The 15,760-nt window shown below is 45.7% G+C and carries 14 protein-coding genes and 1 pseudogene; 1 reads left to right on the forward strand and 14 read right to left on the reverse strand.

Annotated elements, in window-relative coordinates; genetic code table 11:
- Positions 1 to 216 precede the first annotated feature (216 nt).
- From ACN6MW_RS30140 to ACN6MW_RS30195, 12 genes and pseudogenes are all read right to left on the reverse strand, one after another.
- Positions 217 to 951 carry a hypothetical protein gene (locus ACN6MW_RS30140; protein ID WP_419873410.1) on the reverse strand — a complete coding sequence of 245 codons (735 nt, stop codon included), beginning with the start codon at positions 949 to 951 and terminating at the stop codon, positions 217 to 219.
- A gap of 772 nt (positions 952 to 1,723) precedes the next feature.
- Positions 1,724 to 2,200: a UPF0158 family protein gene (locus ACN6MW_RS30145; protein ID WP_419873411.1), complete on the reverse strand. Its 477-nt coding sequence runs from the start codon at positions 2,198 to 2,200 to the stop codon at positions 1,724 to 1,726.
- 641 nt (positions 2,201 to 2,841) lie between these two features.
- Positions 2,842 to 5,097, reverse strand: coding sequence for an ATP-binding cassette domain-containing protein (locus ACN6MW_RS30150; RefSeq protein WP_419873412.1), 2,256 nt, complete (start codon positions 5,095 to 5,097; stop codon positions 2,842 to 2,844).
- Between the two features lie 231 nt (positions 5,098 to 5,328).
- Positions 5,329 to 5,727: an SRPBCC family protein gene (locus tag ACN6MW_RS30155; RefSeq protein WP_419873413.1), complete on the reverse strand. Its 399-nt coding sequence runs from the start codon at positions 5,725 to 5,727 to the stop codon at positions 5,329 to 5,331.
- Positions 5,724 to 6,053: an ArsR/SmtB family transcription factor gene (locus ACN6MW_RS30160; protein ID WP_419873414.1), complete on the reverse strand. Its 330-nt coding sequence runs from the start codon at positions 6,051 to 6,053 to the stop codon at positions 5,724 to 5,726. Before ACN6MW_RS30160 ends, ACN6MW_RS30155 begins: the two co-directional genes overlap by 4 nt.
- Positions 6,054 to 6,509: 456 nt before the next feature.
- Positions 6,510 to 7,082, reverse strand: a complete 573-nt coding sequence (locus tag ACN6MW_RS30165; protein WP_419873415.1) for a GNAT family N-acetyltransferase — start codon at positions 7,080 to 7,082, stop codon at positions 6,510 to 6,512.
- A 31-nt stretch (positions 7,083 to 7,113) separates the two neighbouring features.
- Positions 7,114 to 7,326, reverse strand: coding sequence for a hypothetical protein (locus ACN6MW_RS30170; protein WP_419873416.1), 213 nt, complete (start codon positions 7,324 to 7,326; stop codon positions 7,114 to 7,116).
- A 369-nt stretch (positions 7,327 to 7,695) separates the two neighbouring features.
- Positions 7,696 to 9,765 carry an Ig-like domain-containing protein gene (locus ACN6MW_RS30175; RefSeq protein WP_419873417.1) on the reverse strand — a complete coding sequence of 690 codons (2,070 nt, stop codon included), beginning with the start codon at positions 9,763 to 9,765 and terminating at the stop codon, positions 7,696 to 7,698.
- 193 nt (positions 9,766 to 9,958) lie between these two features.
- Positions 9,959 to 10,939, reverse strand: coding sequence for an aldo/keto reductase (locus ACN6MW_RS30180; RefSeq protein ID WP_419873418.1), 981 nt, complete (start codon positions 10,937 to 10,939; stop codon positions 9,959 to 9,961).
- 393 nt (positions 10,940 to 11,332) lie between these two features.
- Positions 11,333 to 11,695, reverse strand: coding sequence for a cyclophilin-like fold protein (locus tag ACN6MW_RS30185; RefSeq protein ID WP_419873419.1), 363 nt, complete (start codon positions 11,693 to 11,695; stop codon positions 11,333 to 11,335).
- 58 nt (positions 11,696 to 11,753) lie between these two features.
- Positions 11,754 to 12,341, reverse strand: coding sequence for an SDR family oxidoreductase (locus ACN6MW_RS30190; RefSeq protein ID WP_419873420.1), 588 nt, complete (start codon positions 12,339 to 12,341; stop codon positions 11,754 to 11,756).
- 26 nt (positions 12,342 to 12,367) lie between these two features.
- Positions 12,368 to 13,122, reverse strand: a pseudogene (locus tag ACN6MW_RS30195) (aldo/keto reductase).
- 208 nt (positions 13,123 to 13,330) lie between these two features.
- Here ACN6MW_RS30195 and ACN6MW_RS30200 point away from each other — a divergent pair.
- Complete coding sequence (locus tag ACN6MW_RS30200) at positions 13,331 to 13,876, forward strand: TetR/AcrR family transcriptional regulator (protein ID WP_419873421.1); 546 nt, start codon at positions 13,331 to 13,333, stop codon at positions 13,874 to 13,876.
- Positions 13,877 to 13,962: 86 nt separating this feature from the next.
- Here the strand turns inward: ACN6MW_RS30200 and ACN6MW_RS30205 are convergent, their stop codons facing one another.
- Both ACN6MW_RS30205 and ACN6MW_RS30210 read right to left on the reverse strand, forming a co-directional pair.
- Positions 13,963 to 14,808, reverse strand: a complete 846-nt coding sequence (locus tag ACN6MW_RS30205; RefSeq protein ID WP_419873422.1) for a radical SAM protein — start codon at positions 14,806 to 14,808, stop codon at positions 13,963 to 13,965.
- Positions 14,809 to 14,837: 29 nt separating this feature from the next.
- On the reverse strand, positions 14,838 to 15,740 hold the full coding sequence (locus ACN6MW_RS30210) for a protein-ADP-ribose hydrolase (protein ID WP_419873423.1): 903 nt from the start codon (positions 15,738 to 15,740) through the stop codon (positions 14,838 to 14,840).
- Between the last annotated feature and the right edge of the window lie 20 nt (positions 15,741 to 15,760).

Genomic DNA, 15,760 nt, shown 5'->3' on the forward strand with positions numbered 1-15,760 from the left:
AATGATCCCTCCTAGCATGAATATAAGATAAGCATATGGCGAGTTGACGGGATAATCAACCCATGACAAAGAGATGAGGAGATTCCCTTATTTGAGTAGGTTAGTGCTGTTCATAATTGTTTTTAAAGCATCAACACTTTAACGTACTGCATCGAGGACACAATGAGACAAGCGTCCATACGGCCGCTTGTCCTAGTCATGCACTCTCAAGCGACTTTACTTTATTGCGAACGTGCTTGCCCGGCCATGGACATTTTCTGAGGCTTGCTCACGCCGTTCCGACCATAGCGCATAGCCCAGCCAAGCCAAAGCTACCCCCACCGGAATCGCAACTTTTGGCTGGTGCTCCAGTGGAAGCAGTACAGCCACCACGGGGCCCAAAACAGACCCAACGATAAGCAGAACGGCCGGCCAGCGCGGTAGGATGCCGGCACGGAATGTCGCGATGCCAAACAGCAGGCCACCGAGGATATACAGGGCCCCTGTTAGCGTCCATAGATTTGCGAGGACTCCGAAGTCTGTCTCGCCTTCGGAGCTGGTGAAGACCCCTAAGAAACCCTCCGCAAGCGTCGGCGCCTCTGTCCCCAACAGCGGCAAGATAGAGACTTCGGCGAAAGTAAAGTTCCCAGTGAGTACCCAATTGAGGCTATACAGGAGAAAGCCACCCAGACCAAGCCACCCAGCCTTTTCCGCTTGCCTAGCGTAGAGCCCCGTTATGCCTAGCAGGAATAAGATGCACATGGCAGTAGCCAAGGTGTGAACGATTGCCCATTGGCTGGTGGTGATTGATGACAGAATGTTAGATTGATGGAACATCCCAACAACCACGTAAAATATCCCTGCCGCCATAGCTGATAGACCAGCCCAACGGATGAGGCTCGAGGTTGTTATCTTCCTTTTGCTTTCTTTGATGTTTCCTTTAATAACTGTGGTGTTACGATTGGAATTCATATGTTTCTCTCCTTTTTCGAACGATTCCTCAAACCGATTGACTCACAGGACATCAAAGTGTTCCTTGTGCGAATGTCGTAAAGTCTAAGTTCATGATGGTCCTCCGTTGATACTTTTGTTTGACTCATTCTGCATCTCCTTCATGTTCCTCCTGTGGATGTATCTCCGCATCGTCGTTCCTTTCATGATTAAATGATACACATTCATGTGGTGAGTCGGCATCACCACATGTGGTGATTGATGTGGTGATTTGTTAATTGGGAGGCTATGCGGGAATCAGAAAAAGCCCCGGCACATGGTTTGATAAACCTGCCAGGGTCTGAAAGATTTTTTTTTGGGGGGAGGGTAAAGAAAGAGGATAAACCAAGAACTGCCGCGCCGCCAAGAGGTACTGTACAAAATAACGCACCGGTACATTTTCATAGTGGAAAGAAAAATCTATTTTGTTGTTCACGATGCTCAACGAGGCTGACGAAAATGCCAGCGACCTCGTTTTGGTGATTGTTAAGATATCCTGTTAACTTAGTCCTATTTGCATGATTGGGAAGTTAAAATCAATCTCGTCAAGATCAATTTCTTCCCGTTTCCAGCCTATTGCGTTAAATTATCTATAATGTGTTCCTTTTTCGAGGCTCTACTTCATCTTTTCATTATTCTTATTTTCACCAATTTTCGAAGTTCCTTGGCCTATTGCAGGAATTCTTACGTCCATACTGCCCACTGCCTATCTTTCAATATTGCATGCACAAAATCTCCTAAGAACGTTAAAACTTCATTCTGCTATTTCAAGATCTTTCTCTTCACACCATTCAATAACTAATTCCTTTACTTTTTTTCCTTTGAAATCAAACCATAATTTTTCGACGTCATGTTCAATGATCCCGTCTTTAAATCTTCTAAATGCCCCTCTTCCTTGAATAGCTCCAAACAATTCTTTTCGAACCTCTGCTTCGCTTAATGTCCCGATAAATTCTTCTACTATTTCATATTCGTTGTAATCGTTACTTAATGTGAAATAGAGGTAAACCTCGGCATCATCCTCAATAATTTTTATTGCTTGTTCAATGTTCTCTCTTTGCCAATCTGGATAATTTTCAAGTGGATCCTCATCTTCTGCCGCTCTCATCTCTTCTCTAGATAATGTTATAACTTCTCCTGTTTTGGTGTTTATATATGTATTGGTCTCATCCATCTGAATTTCAATTACAGTAATTAGATCATCTAATTTCACAGCTGCGCTTCTCTTCATTTCATACCTGCCCTTCTTCGTCCTGGTTTCAGTCAAAACTGAGGCCATAAAAGAACAGCGGCAGTATAGGACACGAAAATGTCCTTTACCGCAGCTGTTCTTTTCAACTAACGAATCGCGTTAGCGTAACAATGGATTCTGCAATTTCCTCGTGGTGTAGTTTAATTATTAAGTTCTCCGTTTTCATGTTCTTTATAAGTAAACTAAAGATATTTATTTATCTAGGTTCCTAATTCTAACCTTCTCATTCTATTTCCATTAGAATCAATAAAATAATATTCATCTTCTGCGTAATCATATTCGGGTTCTTTATGGAGATTGTTTGAGAAGAATGATCCGATATTTGTGCCCTGTTCGGCTCGTCTATCGGACTATATTCTTCTCACCCTGCATTTCGTTGTTATACACGATGTAACTCCATTTTTCAAAGATAAAATAACAATTACCCTAACTGACCTGAAATGAAAAATGCCGCCATGGCATTGTCGGCTAAACTCACTTGGGCCATTACTTCTGGTCGCTTCTAACTGAAATCGAACAGCTGCCGTAGTGATCCGGCAGCTGTTGCTGTTGAAGAGCCTATTGTAATTGAACTATCGTTACCCGATAAATCAATCACTGTGCGATACTTTAAGTTATAATTACATCAAATATTTTCCCGTGATCGATTGCTCCGCATGGATGATCTGCGAAGGTGTGCCTTCAAACACCACCTGGCCGCCCTTGCTGCCTCCGTCCGGTCCCATGTCGATGATCCAATCCGCTTGACTAATCACATCGAGGTTATGCTCGATGACGATCACCGTATTACCGGCATCTACGAGGCGGTTCATGATTTCCATAAGGTGACCGATATCTGACATATGTAGGCCGGTCGTCGGCTCGTCCAATACGTAAATGCTGCCCTTCTTATGCAGCTCGCTTGCCAGCTTGATTCGCTGACATTCCCCGCCCGAGAGCGTGCTGAGCGGCTGGCCGAGTGTAATATAGTTCAACCCCACATCGCTCATCGCCTTGAGCTTGCGCACAACCTCTTTTAGCTGAAAAAAATCCAAAGCCTGTTCCACAGTCATCTCCAGCACTTCTGCAATTGACTTGCCGTTCAGTTTGTATGCGAGCACCTCTTCCTTGAACCGTCTACCTCCGCATACTTCGCATGGCAGCTTCACGCTATCGAGGAATGCCAGGTCTGTATACACGACACCCAGCCCTTGGCAGTTCTCGCAAGCCCCCTTGGAGTTAAAGCTGAACAAACCTTGATTGACCTTGTTCGCTGTAGCAAACGCCTTGCGCACATCATCCATAATGCCCGTATAGGTCGCGGGATTCGAGCGTGTGGACACGCCTACCGCCGATTGGTCGATGACGATGGCATCGGAATGCTGGCTAAGGAATACTTCGTTAATCAACGTACTTTTGCCCGAGCCGGCGACACCCGTAACGACTGTTAGCACTCCGGTTGGAATATCTGCGCTTACGTTCCGCAAATTATGCAGCGTGGCATCCTTAATGGATAGTTTGCCGGATGGCTGCCTGCAATCGTTCTTCAGTCGGAGCGGCCGTTTCATATGGGTGCCTGTCAACGTACCTGATTCCAGCAGGCCTTGGAAGCTTCCTTCATACACAATGGTACCGCCGCGGCTGCCGGCGTGAGGGCCGACGTCGACGATATGATCCGCCAACTTGATCACATCGGGATCATGCTCGACGACAATCACGGTATTGCCCTTATCGCGAAGTTTCTCAAGCAGTTCATTTAACCTGTGTACATCACGGGGGTGTAAGCCAACGCTGGGCTCATCGAAGATGTAAGTGACATCCACCAGACTGCCGCTCAGGTGCTTTACCATCTTGACGCGTTGCGACTCGCCGCCGGATAATGTATCCGTCTCACGATCCAGCGTCAAATAGTCAAGTCCGATATCCACCAGATGCTGCAGCCGCTCCGTTAGCGATTTGATGACCGGCACGGCGACAGGAATGTCGATCTCCCGAATGACGCGGATTAGCTGTCCAACCTCCATGGAAGCCATCTCCGCAATGTTGAGACCATTGATTCTGCAGCTTAGTGTGGCCTGACTGAGTCTAGCGCCGCGACAGCTGGAGCAGGGACCCTCGGAAATGTACGGCATAACAGCTTTTTGTGTGCGCTCGGACTTCGTTTTCACATCCTGCTTGATGTATTTGTTGGTGAACTTCTCAATGACGCCTTCGACTGTAATATTCGTTGCTTTACCGGCGAAATCCATCTTAACTTTCCTTGCCTTCGCGTACAGCAGTTGCTCCAGTTCCTCATCCGAATAAGCGCTCAGCTTCTTGTCGAGATCGAAGTCCCCCGACTGCACGACCATGTTCCATTCCCAACCGTTCAACGAATAGTCCGGCAGCATAATTGCCCCTTCATTCAACGACTTTGACATGTCAAGCGCCTTGCTCATGTCGACCCCCAACCTGCGACCAATCCCGTTGCACTCGGGACACATGCCTTGCGGATCGTTAAACGAGAACATGTGCGCTTGTCCAACATAAGGCTGACCCGCTCGCGAGAAGAGAAGACGGAGAATGGGAGAGATATCGGTAATCGTTCCCATCGTGGAATGGGAACCTCCGCCCAACCGCTTCTGGTCCACAATAACAGCCATGCTCAGGTTCTCAATCGCGTCCGTATCCGGCTGGGGAACGCGGGGTAGGAAGCTGCGCACGAACATGCTGAAGTTCTCATTCAGCAATCGAGTGGATTCTGCGGCGATCGTATCGAAGACGATCGATGACTTGCCGGATCCGGATACCCCGGTGAAGATCGAGATCTTCCGCTTGGGAATGCGCAAGGATACGTTCTTAAGATTGTTTTCCCTCGCACCCGAGATTACGATATACTCCTGATTAGATTCGCTCATGTTAACATCCTTCCGAAAGTGTTAATTGCTACTTCTATTCCCATTTTATCCATACGAAATTAGTGCGAACTTGATCCGAAATGACAAGAACTTGTCAGATTGTCTAAAGCAGACATAAACCGGCTGCAAACGACATGCAGCCGGTTTATATTGATTCGGGTCAAAACAGAGTGTAACTATCGTGCTCATTAAGTTAGCATTGATGAAAGAGATATTCAGTACCTAATACGGTTATTGTGCCAACAGCTTTTCAAGCTCGCCGCTCCAATTACTCCAGCCGTACCTAGCGCCTTCGAGTCCTTGAACATTCGAGAATCCGGTTTGGTCAAGATGGAGATTAACCTTTCCGTCCCCTAAATCCTGCAGGGTCCAGTTGACCGTGTGTTTCTCCTCACCGACGGCCCATGTATAGGACAACCGATTTGGCGGATCTACAATTAGCACTTCGCCGTCAATAATTCCATCCCAGTATTCGTTCGGCTGAGCGCGAAACTGAAAACGGTGACCCACGACGGGTTCGAAATCATTTTCCAAGACCCACTTGGCAAGCTTGCTTGAATCGGTTATGGCGGACCAAAGCTTCTCGATCGATGTCCTGTACTGGAAATCCAACTCTAATTTTAAACTCATTCTTCTTCCTCCTCTAATAGTTGGTTCAAGCGCAACATATTCGTGCTCCAGAAATTGCTGTAGAAAGCTACCCAATCTTGAATTTCTCTGAGTGGTGAAGCGTTAAGCCTATATCGCGTTTCTCTGCCGACTTTTCGGTCAAGTACTAGTCCTGCCTCTTTAAGGATTGTCAGATGCTTGGACACCGCTGTACGGCCCATTTGAAACTGTGCCGTTAATTCATGAAGCGGTATCTCCTCTGCCTCTGCTAACAGACGAATCAGTTGGCGCCTAGTTGGATCTGCAATCGCGTCAAACACATCCCGCAACTGGTTGTTCTCGCTCACAACACCCTCTCCATGTTGTAGAAATCTATTGGTGGTACAAAGGGCCAGCCGTTAATTTCGACACCTCCTCATAATTGTTTCAAGTGAAACCTATTCAGGCTCCAAACTTTCCAAATGTATAACTTCTAATTGGACACCATTTAGTGACGTTTTGATTATAGGTCACCATATGGTGTCGTGTCAATAACTTTAATATACCGAAAAACACAAATTTGATTCGTATTTGCCTTAACACCAGGTCAATCCCATAGCACTGCATCGCCTCTTCAACGGTGGCGTAATGAAAAAAAGGAACAGCTGCGGTCCGTTAGAATGACACCTCAATTAATGGCATTACTAATTTTGTTGTATTAATTTTTTCTACTGATCCATTCACCTATTGAGCCATAATAAAGTCATTTCCTTTTTCTGTTATAGAAACTATATGGATGCCTCGGGCAAATATATTATTTATCGCTATTTAGTCTTTGAAAGAAGCTCAACAAATTCGTCTTTCGTTAGCCCAAACAAGATGGAATCATAATATCGTCCATTAGTAAAATAGACTTGGCGCCGAATTCCTTCTTGAACACATCCGACTTTTCTGAGCATCGCAGCCGAGGTTTCGTTCCCTTCAAGTACGTAACTGTTGAACTTATTTAGTCTTCGTTCGAAGAAAGCATATTTTAAAAGTATGGTTACGGCCCTTGTTCCGTATCCCTTCCCTCGATGGTCTCTGTCTATTTGAATACCTATGCTAAACGTGCCGTTTCTTTCGTCGATACTGTTTAGATTGATCCCACCAATATTGTCACCGTCCAAATTCTCAATAGTAAACATAAGTCGATTCGACGAGAAGTCAGAAAATGTTTCTGCAAAAGATTTTGCTTCCGCAACCGTGGGCGGCAATTCAATAGCACACTCTAAAAGACGCCGTGCAGGGGTATCGAATCGGTTGATATAGTGGTTTTCCCAATCTTCCGGTTGAATTGCACGCAATCTTAAAGCTTTATCCTGCCAAAAATAATTGTTGTAATCTATATCTCGCATGGTATGCCTACAATAATTTTGTTTGTTGTACTCATAACGATTTTAACCATTTAATCTCAACTAGGATTTCCTCATCGCTTTCAGGAATTAATAAAGCTGATAACAAATAGAATGCTATTTTCGTAATAACAACCACACCAATAAAAACACCAACCAACTTTATTAAGCTTTCATTTTTCGATTGGATTTTCACCCCTAAATCCCCCAAAAAATTAATAATAGTGTGATCATTTAATAATTCCACATTTTGTTAAAATATCCTGTCCATTAGCTTAATAATGTCCAGGCCACCTAAGCGCTTGCTCTTATTAGTTCAACAATTGATTTTTTTGGCAAGAATTGCATTCTTCGCACCCTCCCAAGGCATGAATCACTCGCACGATCGCGCCCGTAGTCCATTCTCATATACAAAAAAGTACCCATCGCTATAAACACTAATTCAAGTGTTTAAAGTATGGGTACCCGATTGTTTCATCCTTGTATTTCCGCTTCAGGCGTCGATCTCTTTGGCGGCGTCTCAACTGCCACCGGCTTCGCTATCCTCCCGATGAAGGTTTCTTGCAGCCGTTTGAAGGACGCTCATCCAGAAGCGTTCCGATCCGTCAGACGTTTCTTAAATGCCGGTAAAAAGAAGGCCGATGTCCTCATTGCCGTTCTTCGTCTTCCATCCGTTGAAGCCTGCAGCGTCGGTAATGCCCGGTTTGAACGTGAGATTGTACACCAGACCCGGCGTCATGTCCTTGGTCAGCTTCAGCGTGACCTCGGTGACGACCGCACCCGTGTTGTTTAATTCGTCGTGGGCGATACTGACGGTATCCCCTCCCTGTTCCTTCAAAACGAAGTACGGCTCGTTCACGTTTTTCACCGGTTCGCTGAATACGACTTTAATCGTCGTGCGGTTCAAGACGATTACCTGTTTTGCGTAAGGAGCCTCATTGGCGGCAATGGTTCCCGCGAATGCGGACTCATTAGCACCGTCCTGCGAGATGAGTGACGATACGCCCGTTACCCTCGCCGTGTAAACGTGGCCAGGTTGGAACAAGCCCGGGTTCGGATCGGTTCCTGTGCGGAATTGGACGGCAACAACCCTATTCGTTCCCGGCTTGCGGACAGCGTATTTGCTCCAGCCGGCCATCGAGACATTAGCGCCGTTGTCCTTGAGAATCGTTACAGCTAAGGAACCGACGTCCGTGTCCTTAATATCTCTATCGAACGTGATCTCGATGGTGTTCTCGTTAACCGCGGCGATGCTCTGAAGCTTCACCGGCAGGATCGGATTGGAGATGCCCCCGAACAATAGGCCTGATTTCGTATCCATCACGTTACCTGCCAGATCAGGAATGCCCGACACGGTAAGGCTGTATACGGTCTTGTCCTGTTGGGCGGATGTCCGCAGCGTGACGGTACGTCCTTCGTTGTCCAGGCTCGCCGATACGATAGCCAAGCCGTTTATGCTGTACCGTCCTGCCTGCACAGCAATATCCCGATTCACCTTCTCGCTGAATTTGACGGTCAATGACGCATCCGCATTCACCTTAAATTCCGAATCGATGATCGTCGGCTTTATCGCGTCATTGTTGCCGACGATGGATAAATCCGTTCGCGTGTCCATGACGTTGCCGGCGAGATCCTTGACGTTTTTAACGGTCAGCCAGTACCGGACGTTATCTGACTGGTTCGACGTGGAGAACGTGACCTGTCTCTTGTCCGAAGAGAGCTGCAGCGTTGTTATCTTCAACCCGCTGGAGAACGAGTAGTTCTCGGCATTGGTAGCCGTTTTGTTGTCAACCGGCTCGGAGAACGTCAGGACATAGACGCGAGCCGTTACACGGTCGAACGCGGTTATCGTCGGCTTTGCCATATCCGATCTTGGTGAAACGTACGTCCATGCCTTGCCGTCAATGGTCAAGTAATGCGTGCGGTTCTCGATTTGGTAGCCCGTCGTGAGCAATACCGACATCCCGTCTCCGCCGACCGTCGCGAGAATGATCGGCACAACATTGCCGAGATCGTCCCGCAGAGAGAATCGTCCGATATCCGCCGATTCGGTCTTCGCCTTCAGGTTTACACGAACCGTCTGGACGTTCAGCCCTTCGACCGATTTCACGTCGAGCGCGCTGCCCCAGCCCGTATAGACCGCGTAGATAGCATCCACAAGTACGCCTCGCGTGGCGTTGACCGTATAGTCGTTTCGTGGGCTGATCCAGCCTTTGCTAAGCGCGGTTCCGACCGCAACCTTCGCCCAGGCCGATACTTTGCCCACGAAGCCGACGTTCGGGTTGGCAGGGACATTGTTAATCTTCATCAGCACGGTGGCCAACTCTTCCACCTTCACCGGGGCGGTCGGTTCGAATCGGTTCCCCCCTTTGCCAACCATGATGCCCGCGCTTCGCACTGCTTGGACCGCCGTGAACGACCAGCGCGTCTTCAGCACGTCCACGAAGCTTGGCGTGGTATTGGAGTGAGGCAATTCGAGAAGCTTGTAGAGCACGGTAGCGAACTGTTCGCGGGACATAGATTCGTTCAGGCGGGATGACCCGTCCTCGAAACCGGTCATAATTCCTTGCCGCTTCAACACCTGGAACTTCTCCTCCGTCGTAAGCGTCGCCGCTCCAGCGGCCGGGAGTGCCAATCCAAGCAGCAACGATAACGCGAGCAATGCCAGAGCGATTTTCCTCATCATTACAGTCCTCCTAAGGTATTTCTGCCGAATCCGTAAAAAAAGAATGTAAGCGGATGCGGTCCGGCGAATGTACCCTATTTAACGACGCTGCGGAGGAAAATGTTTCTGTCGAAGGCTGTCTCATCCAAAACTAGTCACGGTTCGAGCAAACTTCCGAAAATCCGCCGCTGGCTATTAATTTATCAACCTAGTCTTACTGCGCACCAACTACCGGATGAGGAACATATAACTCCTCCAGCGATGTAATCTCATCTGGGGTTAACGTGATCGAAAGCGCGCCTACCGCCTCTTCGAGCTGGGATATTTTCGTAGCACCAATAATGGGAGCCGCTACAGGTTGCTTCTGAAGCAACCAGGCAAGCGCAATTTGAATGCGGGGCACGCCGCGTGTTTCTGCGATTTCGGTAACACGATCTGCAATTACCCGGTCCATATTTGCCGTTGCATCATACTTCCATTTCTGTGCTTGGTCTGTTTCGGAACGAGGGGTTGTTTCGGACCAATCACGCGCCAAACGACCTGAAGCAAGCGGACTGTAAGGAATAACACCGATTTTTTCTTCCTTGCAAAGCGGAATCATCTCCCTTTCTTCCTCACGATAAATGAGGTTAAGATGATTTTGCATGGATACAAACCGGGTCCATCCGTTCTTATCGGCTGCATGCAATGCCTTTAGAAACTGCCATGCATACATGGCAGATGCACCAATGTATCTTGCTTTGCCTGCTTTCACCACGTCATGCAGAGCTTCCATCGTCTCTTCAATAGGCGTATTATAATCCCAGCGGTGAATCTGATATAAATCCACATAATCTGTTCCTAATCTCTGGAGGCTCTTATCAATTTCGCTCATGATGGCTTTTCGGGAAAGCCCGGCGCCATTGGGTCCTGGATGCATTCGGAAATGAACTTTTGTTGCAATGACAATTTCATCTCGATTGGCATACTCCTTTAATATCCGTCCAACCATTTCCTCGCTAGATCCAACTGAATAAATATTTGCCGTGTCAAAAAAATTGATTCCAAGCTCTAAAGCTTTTTTGATGATCGGACGGCTATTCTCTTCATTAAGTACCCATGGATGTGTCCAACGCTCGGCTTCACCAAAACTCATACATCCCAGACAAAGCCGAGAAACGTCAAGACCCGTATTTCCAAGTTTTACATATTCCATTTCATTACCCTTCTTTCAAATCGATTTTCTATCAACTATAGTTCGCTACGATGACTGTAACTTTCAGCTAGTTGATATTATCCCACTTGGAGTTAACTCCAAGTCAAGAGATATTCTATTAGAATTAGATTCTCGGCTTAATTAGCGGGCATTCTAATTAATGTGAATGGTGCTCACCTCTTCAGGAATCTCTCTCAGGACATTGTCAGCGGCAACAGCTTCGCAATCTCCCAGAACACAAAATGACACTCGCAGCCCCCTTCTCTAAGGAGAAAGAAACTGCCCAGTGCCAAATTTTTGTACTAGAATGGATTACCGTACTTTATGATCATCAAATTCATGGTAAGATCAATTGTTATTGAATGATAAACTCTCATCAACAACTTGAGTTTGCTAGCTAATCTCAATTTTAGCCTGAATAGCTTCACCGGCTGCGAATAATGTAGTGATGATTCTCTCATCCACGTCCCCGATATGCACGACTTCATAGGGAGCAATATCTGCATCATCAAAAAGAACGGTAAATGCACTCCAGCCGTCATAATAGTAAATGCCGCCTGCATGTGCAACAGAGGTCATAGGAACTCCCTTGATTGACGGCTTTTTCGGAAGTGAACTGTAGTATTCATGACCAGCATATCTTTGCAGCGTTAATTCCATCGGCAGCATATTTAAAAGATCTTCTACGGTACGGTTATCGTTTAGAGTCGCTATATATTCTTTTCCGTCTAGCGTTAACTTCATGGATCCCGCCATTGTTTTCCCCCTCATTTCACTTTGTTCCCGCACAAGCTTAATTTCTTTTCCTCTACGCTTATTCGGGCTTATTAATGCCTAAACTGTTACGAACACCATGTTCAGGATTTGTCGCCAACTTTACAATTAGGTCTGCAACGCTCATTTTTGATACGGAAGATCCTTTAAAGGGCTCGCCCTTCTGTGTTGTCTCGTAGTCAATTTCGTTTGAATTCGTAAACCACGCGGGTCTAATGATCGTATAGTCGAGGTCAGAGGATTCGATAATTTGAGCAGACTTGCGATATGGATTTAGGATGCTGCCATATTTTTCTCCAGGTACCTCATCGTAAATGCCCATGGAGCTGATAAAAATAAGGCGTTTTACTCCAGTTGCTTTCATCACTTCCACGATATTCTTGGCCATCATTTCCAAATCTCCTGCCAAATTGGCATAGACAATATCTTGTCCAGTCATTGCTTCCTTCAGGTTTTCAATATCCATCACATTGCCTTCTATGACTCTTACGCGATTAGATTCCATATTCTTAAGTCTTCGTGAATTTCGCAGATAAAGGGTCAATTCAGCATCCGTTTCTTTAAGAAATAAATCGATTGCATGTCGAGCAATTCCGCCATTTGCGCCAAGTATTAATACGTTACACATGTTTAGAACCCCTTAATGGTTATTTATTAGAATGTCATACCAAGAACCGGATGAGGCAAATAAGCCTCTTCCAGCATTGCCATTTCTTCTGGTGTAAATGTAATCTTTAGTGCAGCCACCGCATCTTCGATGTGAGATAGTTCTGTTGTTCCGACTACAGGTGCAGTTACCGGTTCCTTATGAAGCAGCCATGCCAACGCGATTTGAGGCATTGGTAAACCGCGTTTTGCTGCAATTTCTGCTACTCGTTCAACGATGATTCGATCCGAATCGGCTGTTGAGCCATAAATGCTTTTCCCAAGGTGGATGCTCTGATATATCTTGCCTTTCCAGCTTTCACTACATCATGCAAGGCTTCCATTGTCTCTTCAATCGGTGTATTTGGATCCCAGCGGTGGGTATAATAAAGATCTACATAGTCCGTTCCCAAACGCTTCAGGCTTTTATCAATTTCACTCATAATGGCTTTACGGGAAAGTCCGGCACCATTTGATCCTTCAGACGTTGGGTAAAAAACTTTGGTTGCCAGGACAATTTCATCCCGATTGGCATAGTCCTTGAGAATCCTTCCCGTAATTTCCTCGCTCGTCCCGTTCGAGTATACATTCGCCGTATCAAAGAAATTGATACCTAGTTCTAGTGCCTTTTTGATCATTGGACGACTTTGTTGCTCATTCAGTGCCCATGGAAAAAATCCTCGTTCTGCAATTCCAAAGCTCATGCAGCCAAGACAAATCCGAGATACATCCAGGCCCGTATTTCCTAGTTTCACGTATTCCATTTTATTATTCCTCGCTTTTCATAAAATGTAGTTTGCTTCGATAAAATCATATCAATTACTTTAGTATCAAATGATACATTAAGTATCACCTGTGTATTATTATAGATAGAATCAATTGAAATCCAATTGCTAAAATTCGAGGATCTGTGAATTACTGCACAATTTTGTGCAAAATGAACATTATTATGAAAGCTGGGTGACCCATACAATGACTAAGGTGGACCGAAGAATCATTAAATCGCAAGCAGCGATAAAAAAAGCCTTTATGGAAATGATGGCTGAAAAAACATTTAATCAGATCACCATACAGGACATATCCGATAGGGCCAATGTCAGCCGAAGAACGATCTATCTTCATTACATGGACAAATATGATCTGCTCGACAAACTCATCGAAGAACACATAAACGAACTGCGGGAATTGCGTGTGTCATCATCGGATATGGATTTTATTGAGGGGGGACTCATCTGGTTCGAATATCTTGAACGCAATTATTTATTTTTCTCTACGATGTTGTCTAGTCAAGCGGCCGTTTCTTTTCGCAGCCAGTTCCTTGATTTTGTCATGGAAGGATTGAAGGAAGAAGTTAATATAGAGGAAGATAAAAATTACGGTTTGCGCCAAGAGATTATTCTTCGATTTGTCGCGGGGGCTTACGTTGAGATTGTCGAATGGTGGTTTAAAAACGAAATGCCTGATCCGCCTCGCGTCATGGCTGATCAGGTAGGCTTCTTAATTGAACGGATTGTATAAGGTAATACATCTTCTTAATACCAGTACGCAACTTCATAAAAAAGGGGTTAGCCTCCACTCCACGAATCGCGGGAAGCTCTCGTATCTTACCGTTTTGAATGAATGGGGAAAGCCTCATTTTTCGAAACGTGTACCATCTCATCAGGAAAGCTCTTCTTAAAATACTTTTCGACCCTGACATGGATATCAACGCGATACCATTCCGACAGCCCATATGCTTCAAACAACTGAGGCATTCCTAATCGCTTGGAACGTTTGCCCATCGAACCATCCCCGATATTTAGCGTGTCGATCCAAATACGATCAACGATTCCTGCCAACGCTTTTGGAAAATCAGGAGTAAACGGTAAAACAGGAGAAATCGAGGCCTGGGTCGAGATTCCGGCCTCATGTATTTCTCTTAGAGCCTTTAATCGCAATTTGATCCCAGGCGCGAATGGAGCAAAGATTTGCTTAATATCCTCTCGATCGGTTTCGACCGTCATGGATACAAGAACTTCGCATTTGTCTTTTAATTTCATCAGCAGATCAAGATCTCTCGTAATGAGGGGGCTCCGTGTCTGGATTTGCAGAAAGTCAGGTGGATTTTCAAGCATAGCCTCCAGCAATCCGCGTGTAACGGCAGCTTTTCGTTCTATCGGCTGGTAAGGATCCGTTGCGGAGGACATAAAGATATTCACCGGTTTGGCTTTTTGCCGTAATTTGAACATTTCATTCCGATAATTCTCAGCCGCGTTGGTTTTGATGTCCACCCATTCTCCCCAAGGTATCTCCTTGAACTTCTGAATCGGCATTTCTCTTACGTAACAATAGCTGCAAGAAAATGCGCAGCCGCTGTACGGATTCAAGGAATGTGTAAATCCGATGTCAAGGTAACCCTTGGCCTCGCTTAGAATTTTTTTGGAAAGGATCTCTTTGATTTCAACTGCCATTCGAGTCTGCCTCCCCCTTTCTTTGAAGATCAAATATGAAAAATATGGCGGTACTCCTCGTAATCCTCTTCGCTGAAGACATTAAAGATAATCTTATCAAAATGATGGGCATGGGTATTTAACCACTCATTAACGGTCTGAACGGTGATCTTGGCCGCTTCATGCTTAGGAAACCCAAATACGCCCGTGGATATCGCACAAAATGCAATGGTTCTTATCTCATTGATTTCACTCGCAAGCTCCAAACAGGAACGATAACAAGCAGCTAACTCTGCCCTTTGCTGTTCCGTTAGTTTTGTTCCTTTAGACACGACAGGGCCAACTGTATGCAGTATGAATCTTGCGGGCAGATTGTAGCCTCTTGTAATTTTTGCGGTACCTGTTGCCTCAGGCTCCTCTTGAATGGACATGATCATGCGGCAATCTTCCCTTAACTGCGGGCCTGCTGCGGAGTGGATGGCGTTATCGATACAAGCATGGTAGGGTTGAAAACAGCCTAGCATATATTTATTAGCGGCATTAACGATTGCGTCTGCACCTAAGCTTGTAATGTCGCCTTGCCATAAAATGAACTTATCCGCTTGGTTAAAACGGCTGCTTGGACAAGAGGTTATAATCGACTCCAGTTGTTCGACTTCAATTACGCCTTTTTCAAATAATTCGGTTTGCAAAAGGGAGTCTAGTTTATTTAAGAAGTCCACATCTAACGGCACCGGTTCTCTGACAGTTAAAAGTCCCTTTAGTAAGTTTCTTTTTCCCGAATAATGTTGAGGAATTGCTGAATTCCTTAATTGATCTCGTTCTTTTAAGAGCATTTCTAACAACTCGCTCACCAAGTCCTCTTTACTGCCTAAAAAGAAAGGTAATGAAGGAGTATAACGATTGTTCAGATATACGGGAGCAGCATACTCTTTTAACGATATTTGCGACATATTTCATCCCCCTCAGCGTG

This window comes from Pristimantibacillus sp. PTI5 (assembly GCF_048572955.1).
Classification (GTDB): Bacteria; Bacillota; Bacilli; order Paenibacillales; family Paenibacillaceae; genus Pristimantibacillus.

Excerpts from the sequence above, each read along its gene's own strand:
- ACN6MW_RS30185 (WP_419873419.1), bottom strand. The coding sequence starts at position 11,695 with ATGGCGGGATCCATGAAGTTAACGCTAGACGGAAAAGAATATATAGCG.
- ACN6MW_RS30190 (WP_419873420.1), bottom strand. The coding sequence starts at position 12,341 with ATGTGTAACGTATTAATACTTGGCGCAAATGGCGGAATTGCTCGACAT.
- ACN6MW_RS30150 (WP_419873412.1), bottom strand. The coding sequence starts at position 5,097 with ATGAGCGAATCTAATCAGGAGTATATCGTAATCTCGGGTGCGAGGGAA.
- ACN6MW_RS30210 (WP_419873423.1), bottom strand. The coding sequence starts at position 15,740 with ATGTCGCAAATATCGTTAAAAGAGTATGCTGCTCCCGTATATCTGAAC.
- ACN6MW_RS30180 (WP_419873418.1), bottom strand. The coding sequence starts at position 10,939 with ATGGAATATGTAAAACTTGGAAATACGGGTCTTGACGTTTCTCGGCTT.
- ACN6MW_RS30205 (WP_419873422.1), bottom strand. The coding sequence starts at position 14,808 with ATGGCAGTTGAAATCAAAGAGATCCTTTCCAAAAAAATTCTAAGCGAG.
- ACN6MW_RS30165 (WP_419873415.1), bottom strand. The coding sequence starts at position 7,082 with ATGCGAGATATAGATTACAACAATTATTTTTGGCAGGATAAAGCTTTA.
- ACN6MW_RS30200 (WP_419873421.1), top strand. The coding sequence starts at position 13,331 with ATGACTAAGGTGGACCGAAGAATCATTAAATCGCAAGCAGCGATAAAA.
- ACN6MW_RS30155 (WP_419873413.1), bottom strand. The coding sequence starts at position 5,727 with ATGAGTTTAAAATTAGAGTTGGATTTCCAGTACAGGACATCGATCGAG.
- ACN6MW_RS30140 (WP_419873410.1), bottom strand. The coding sequence starts at position 951 with ATGAATTCCAATCGTAACACCACAGTTATTAAAGGAAACATCAAAGAA.
- ACN6MW_RS30145 (WP_419873411.1), bottom strand. The coding sequence starts at position 2,200 with ATGAAGAGAAGCGCAGCTGTGAAATTAGATGATCTAATTACTGTAATT.
- ACN6MW_RS30175 (WP_419873417.1), bottom strand. The coding sequence starts at position 9,765 with ATGATGAGGAAAATCGCTCTGGCATTGCTCGCGTTATCGTTGCTGCTT.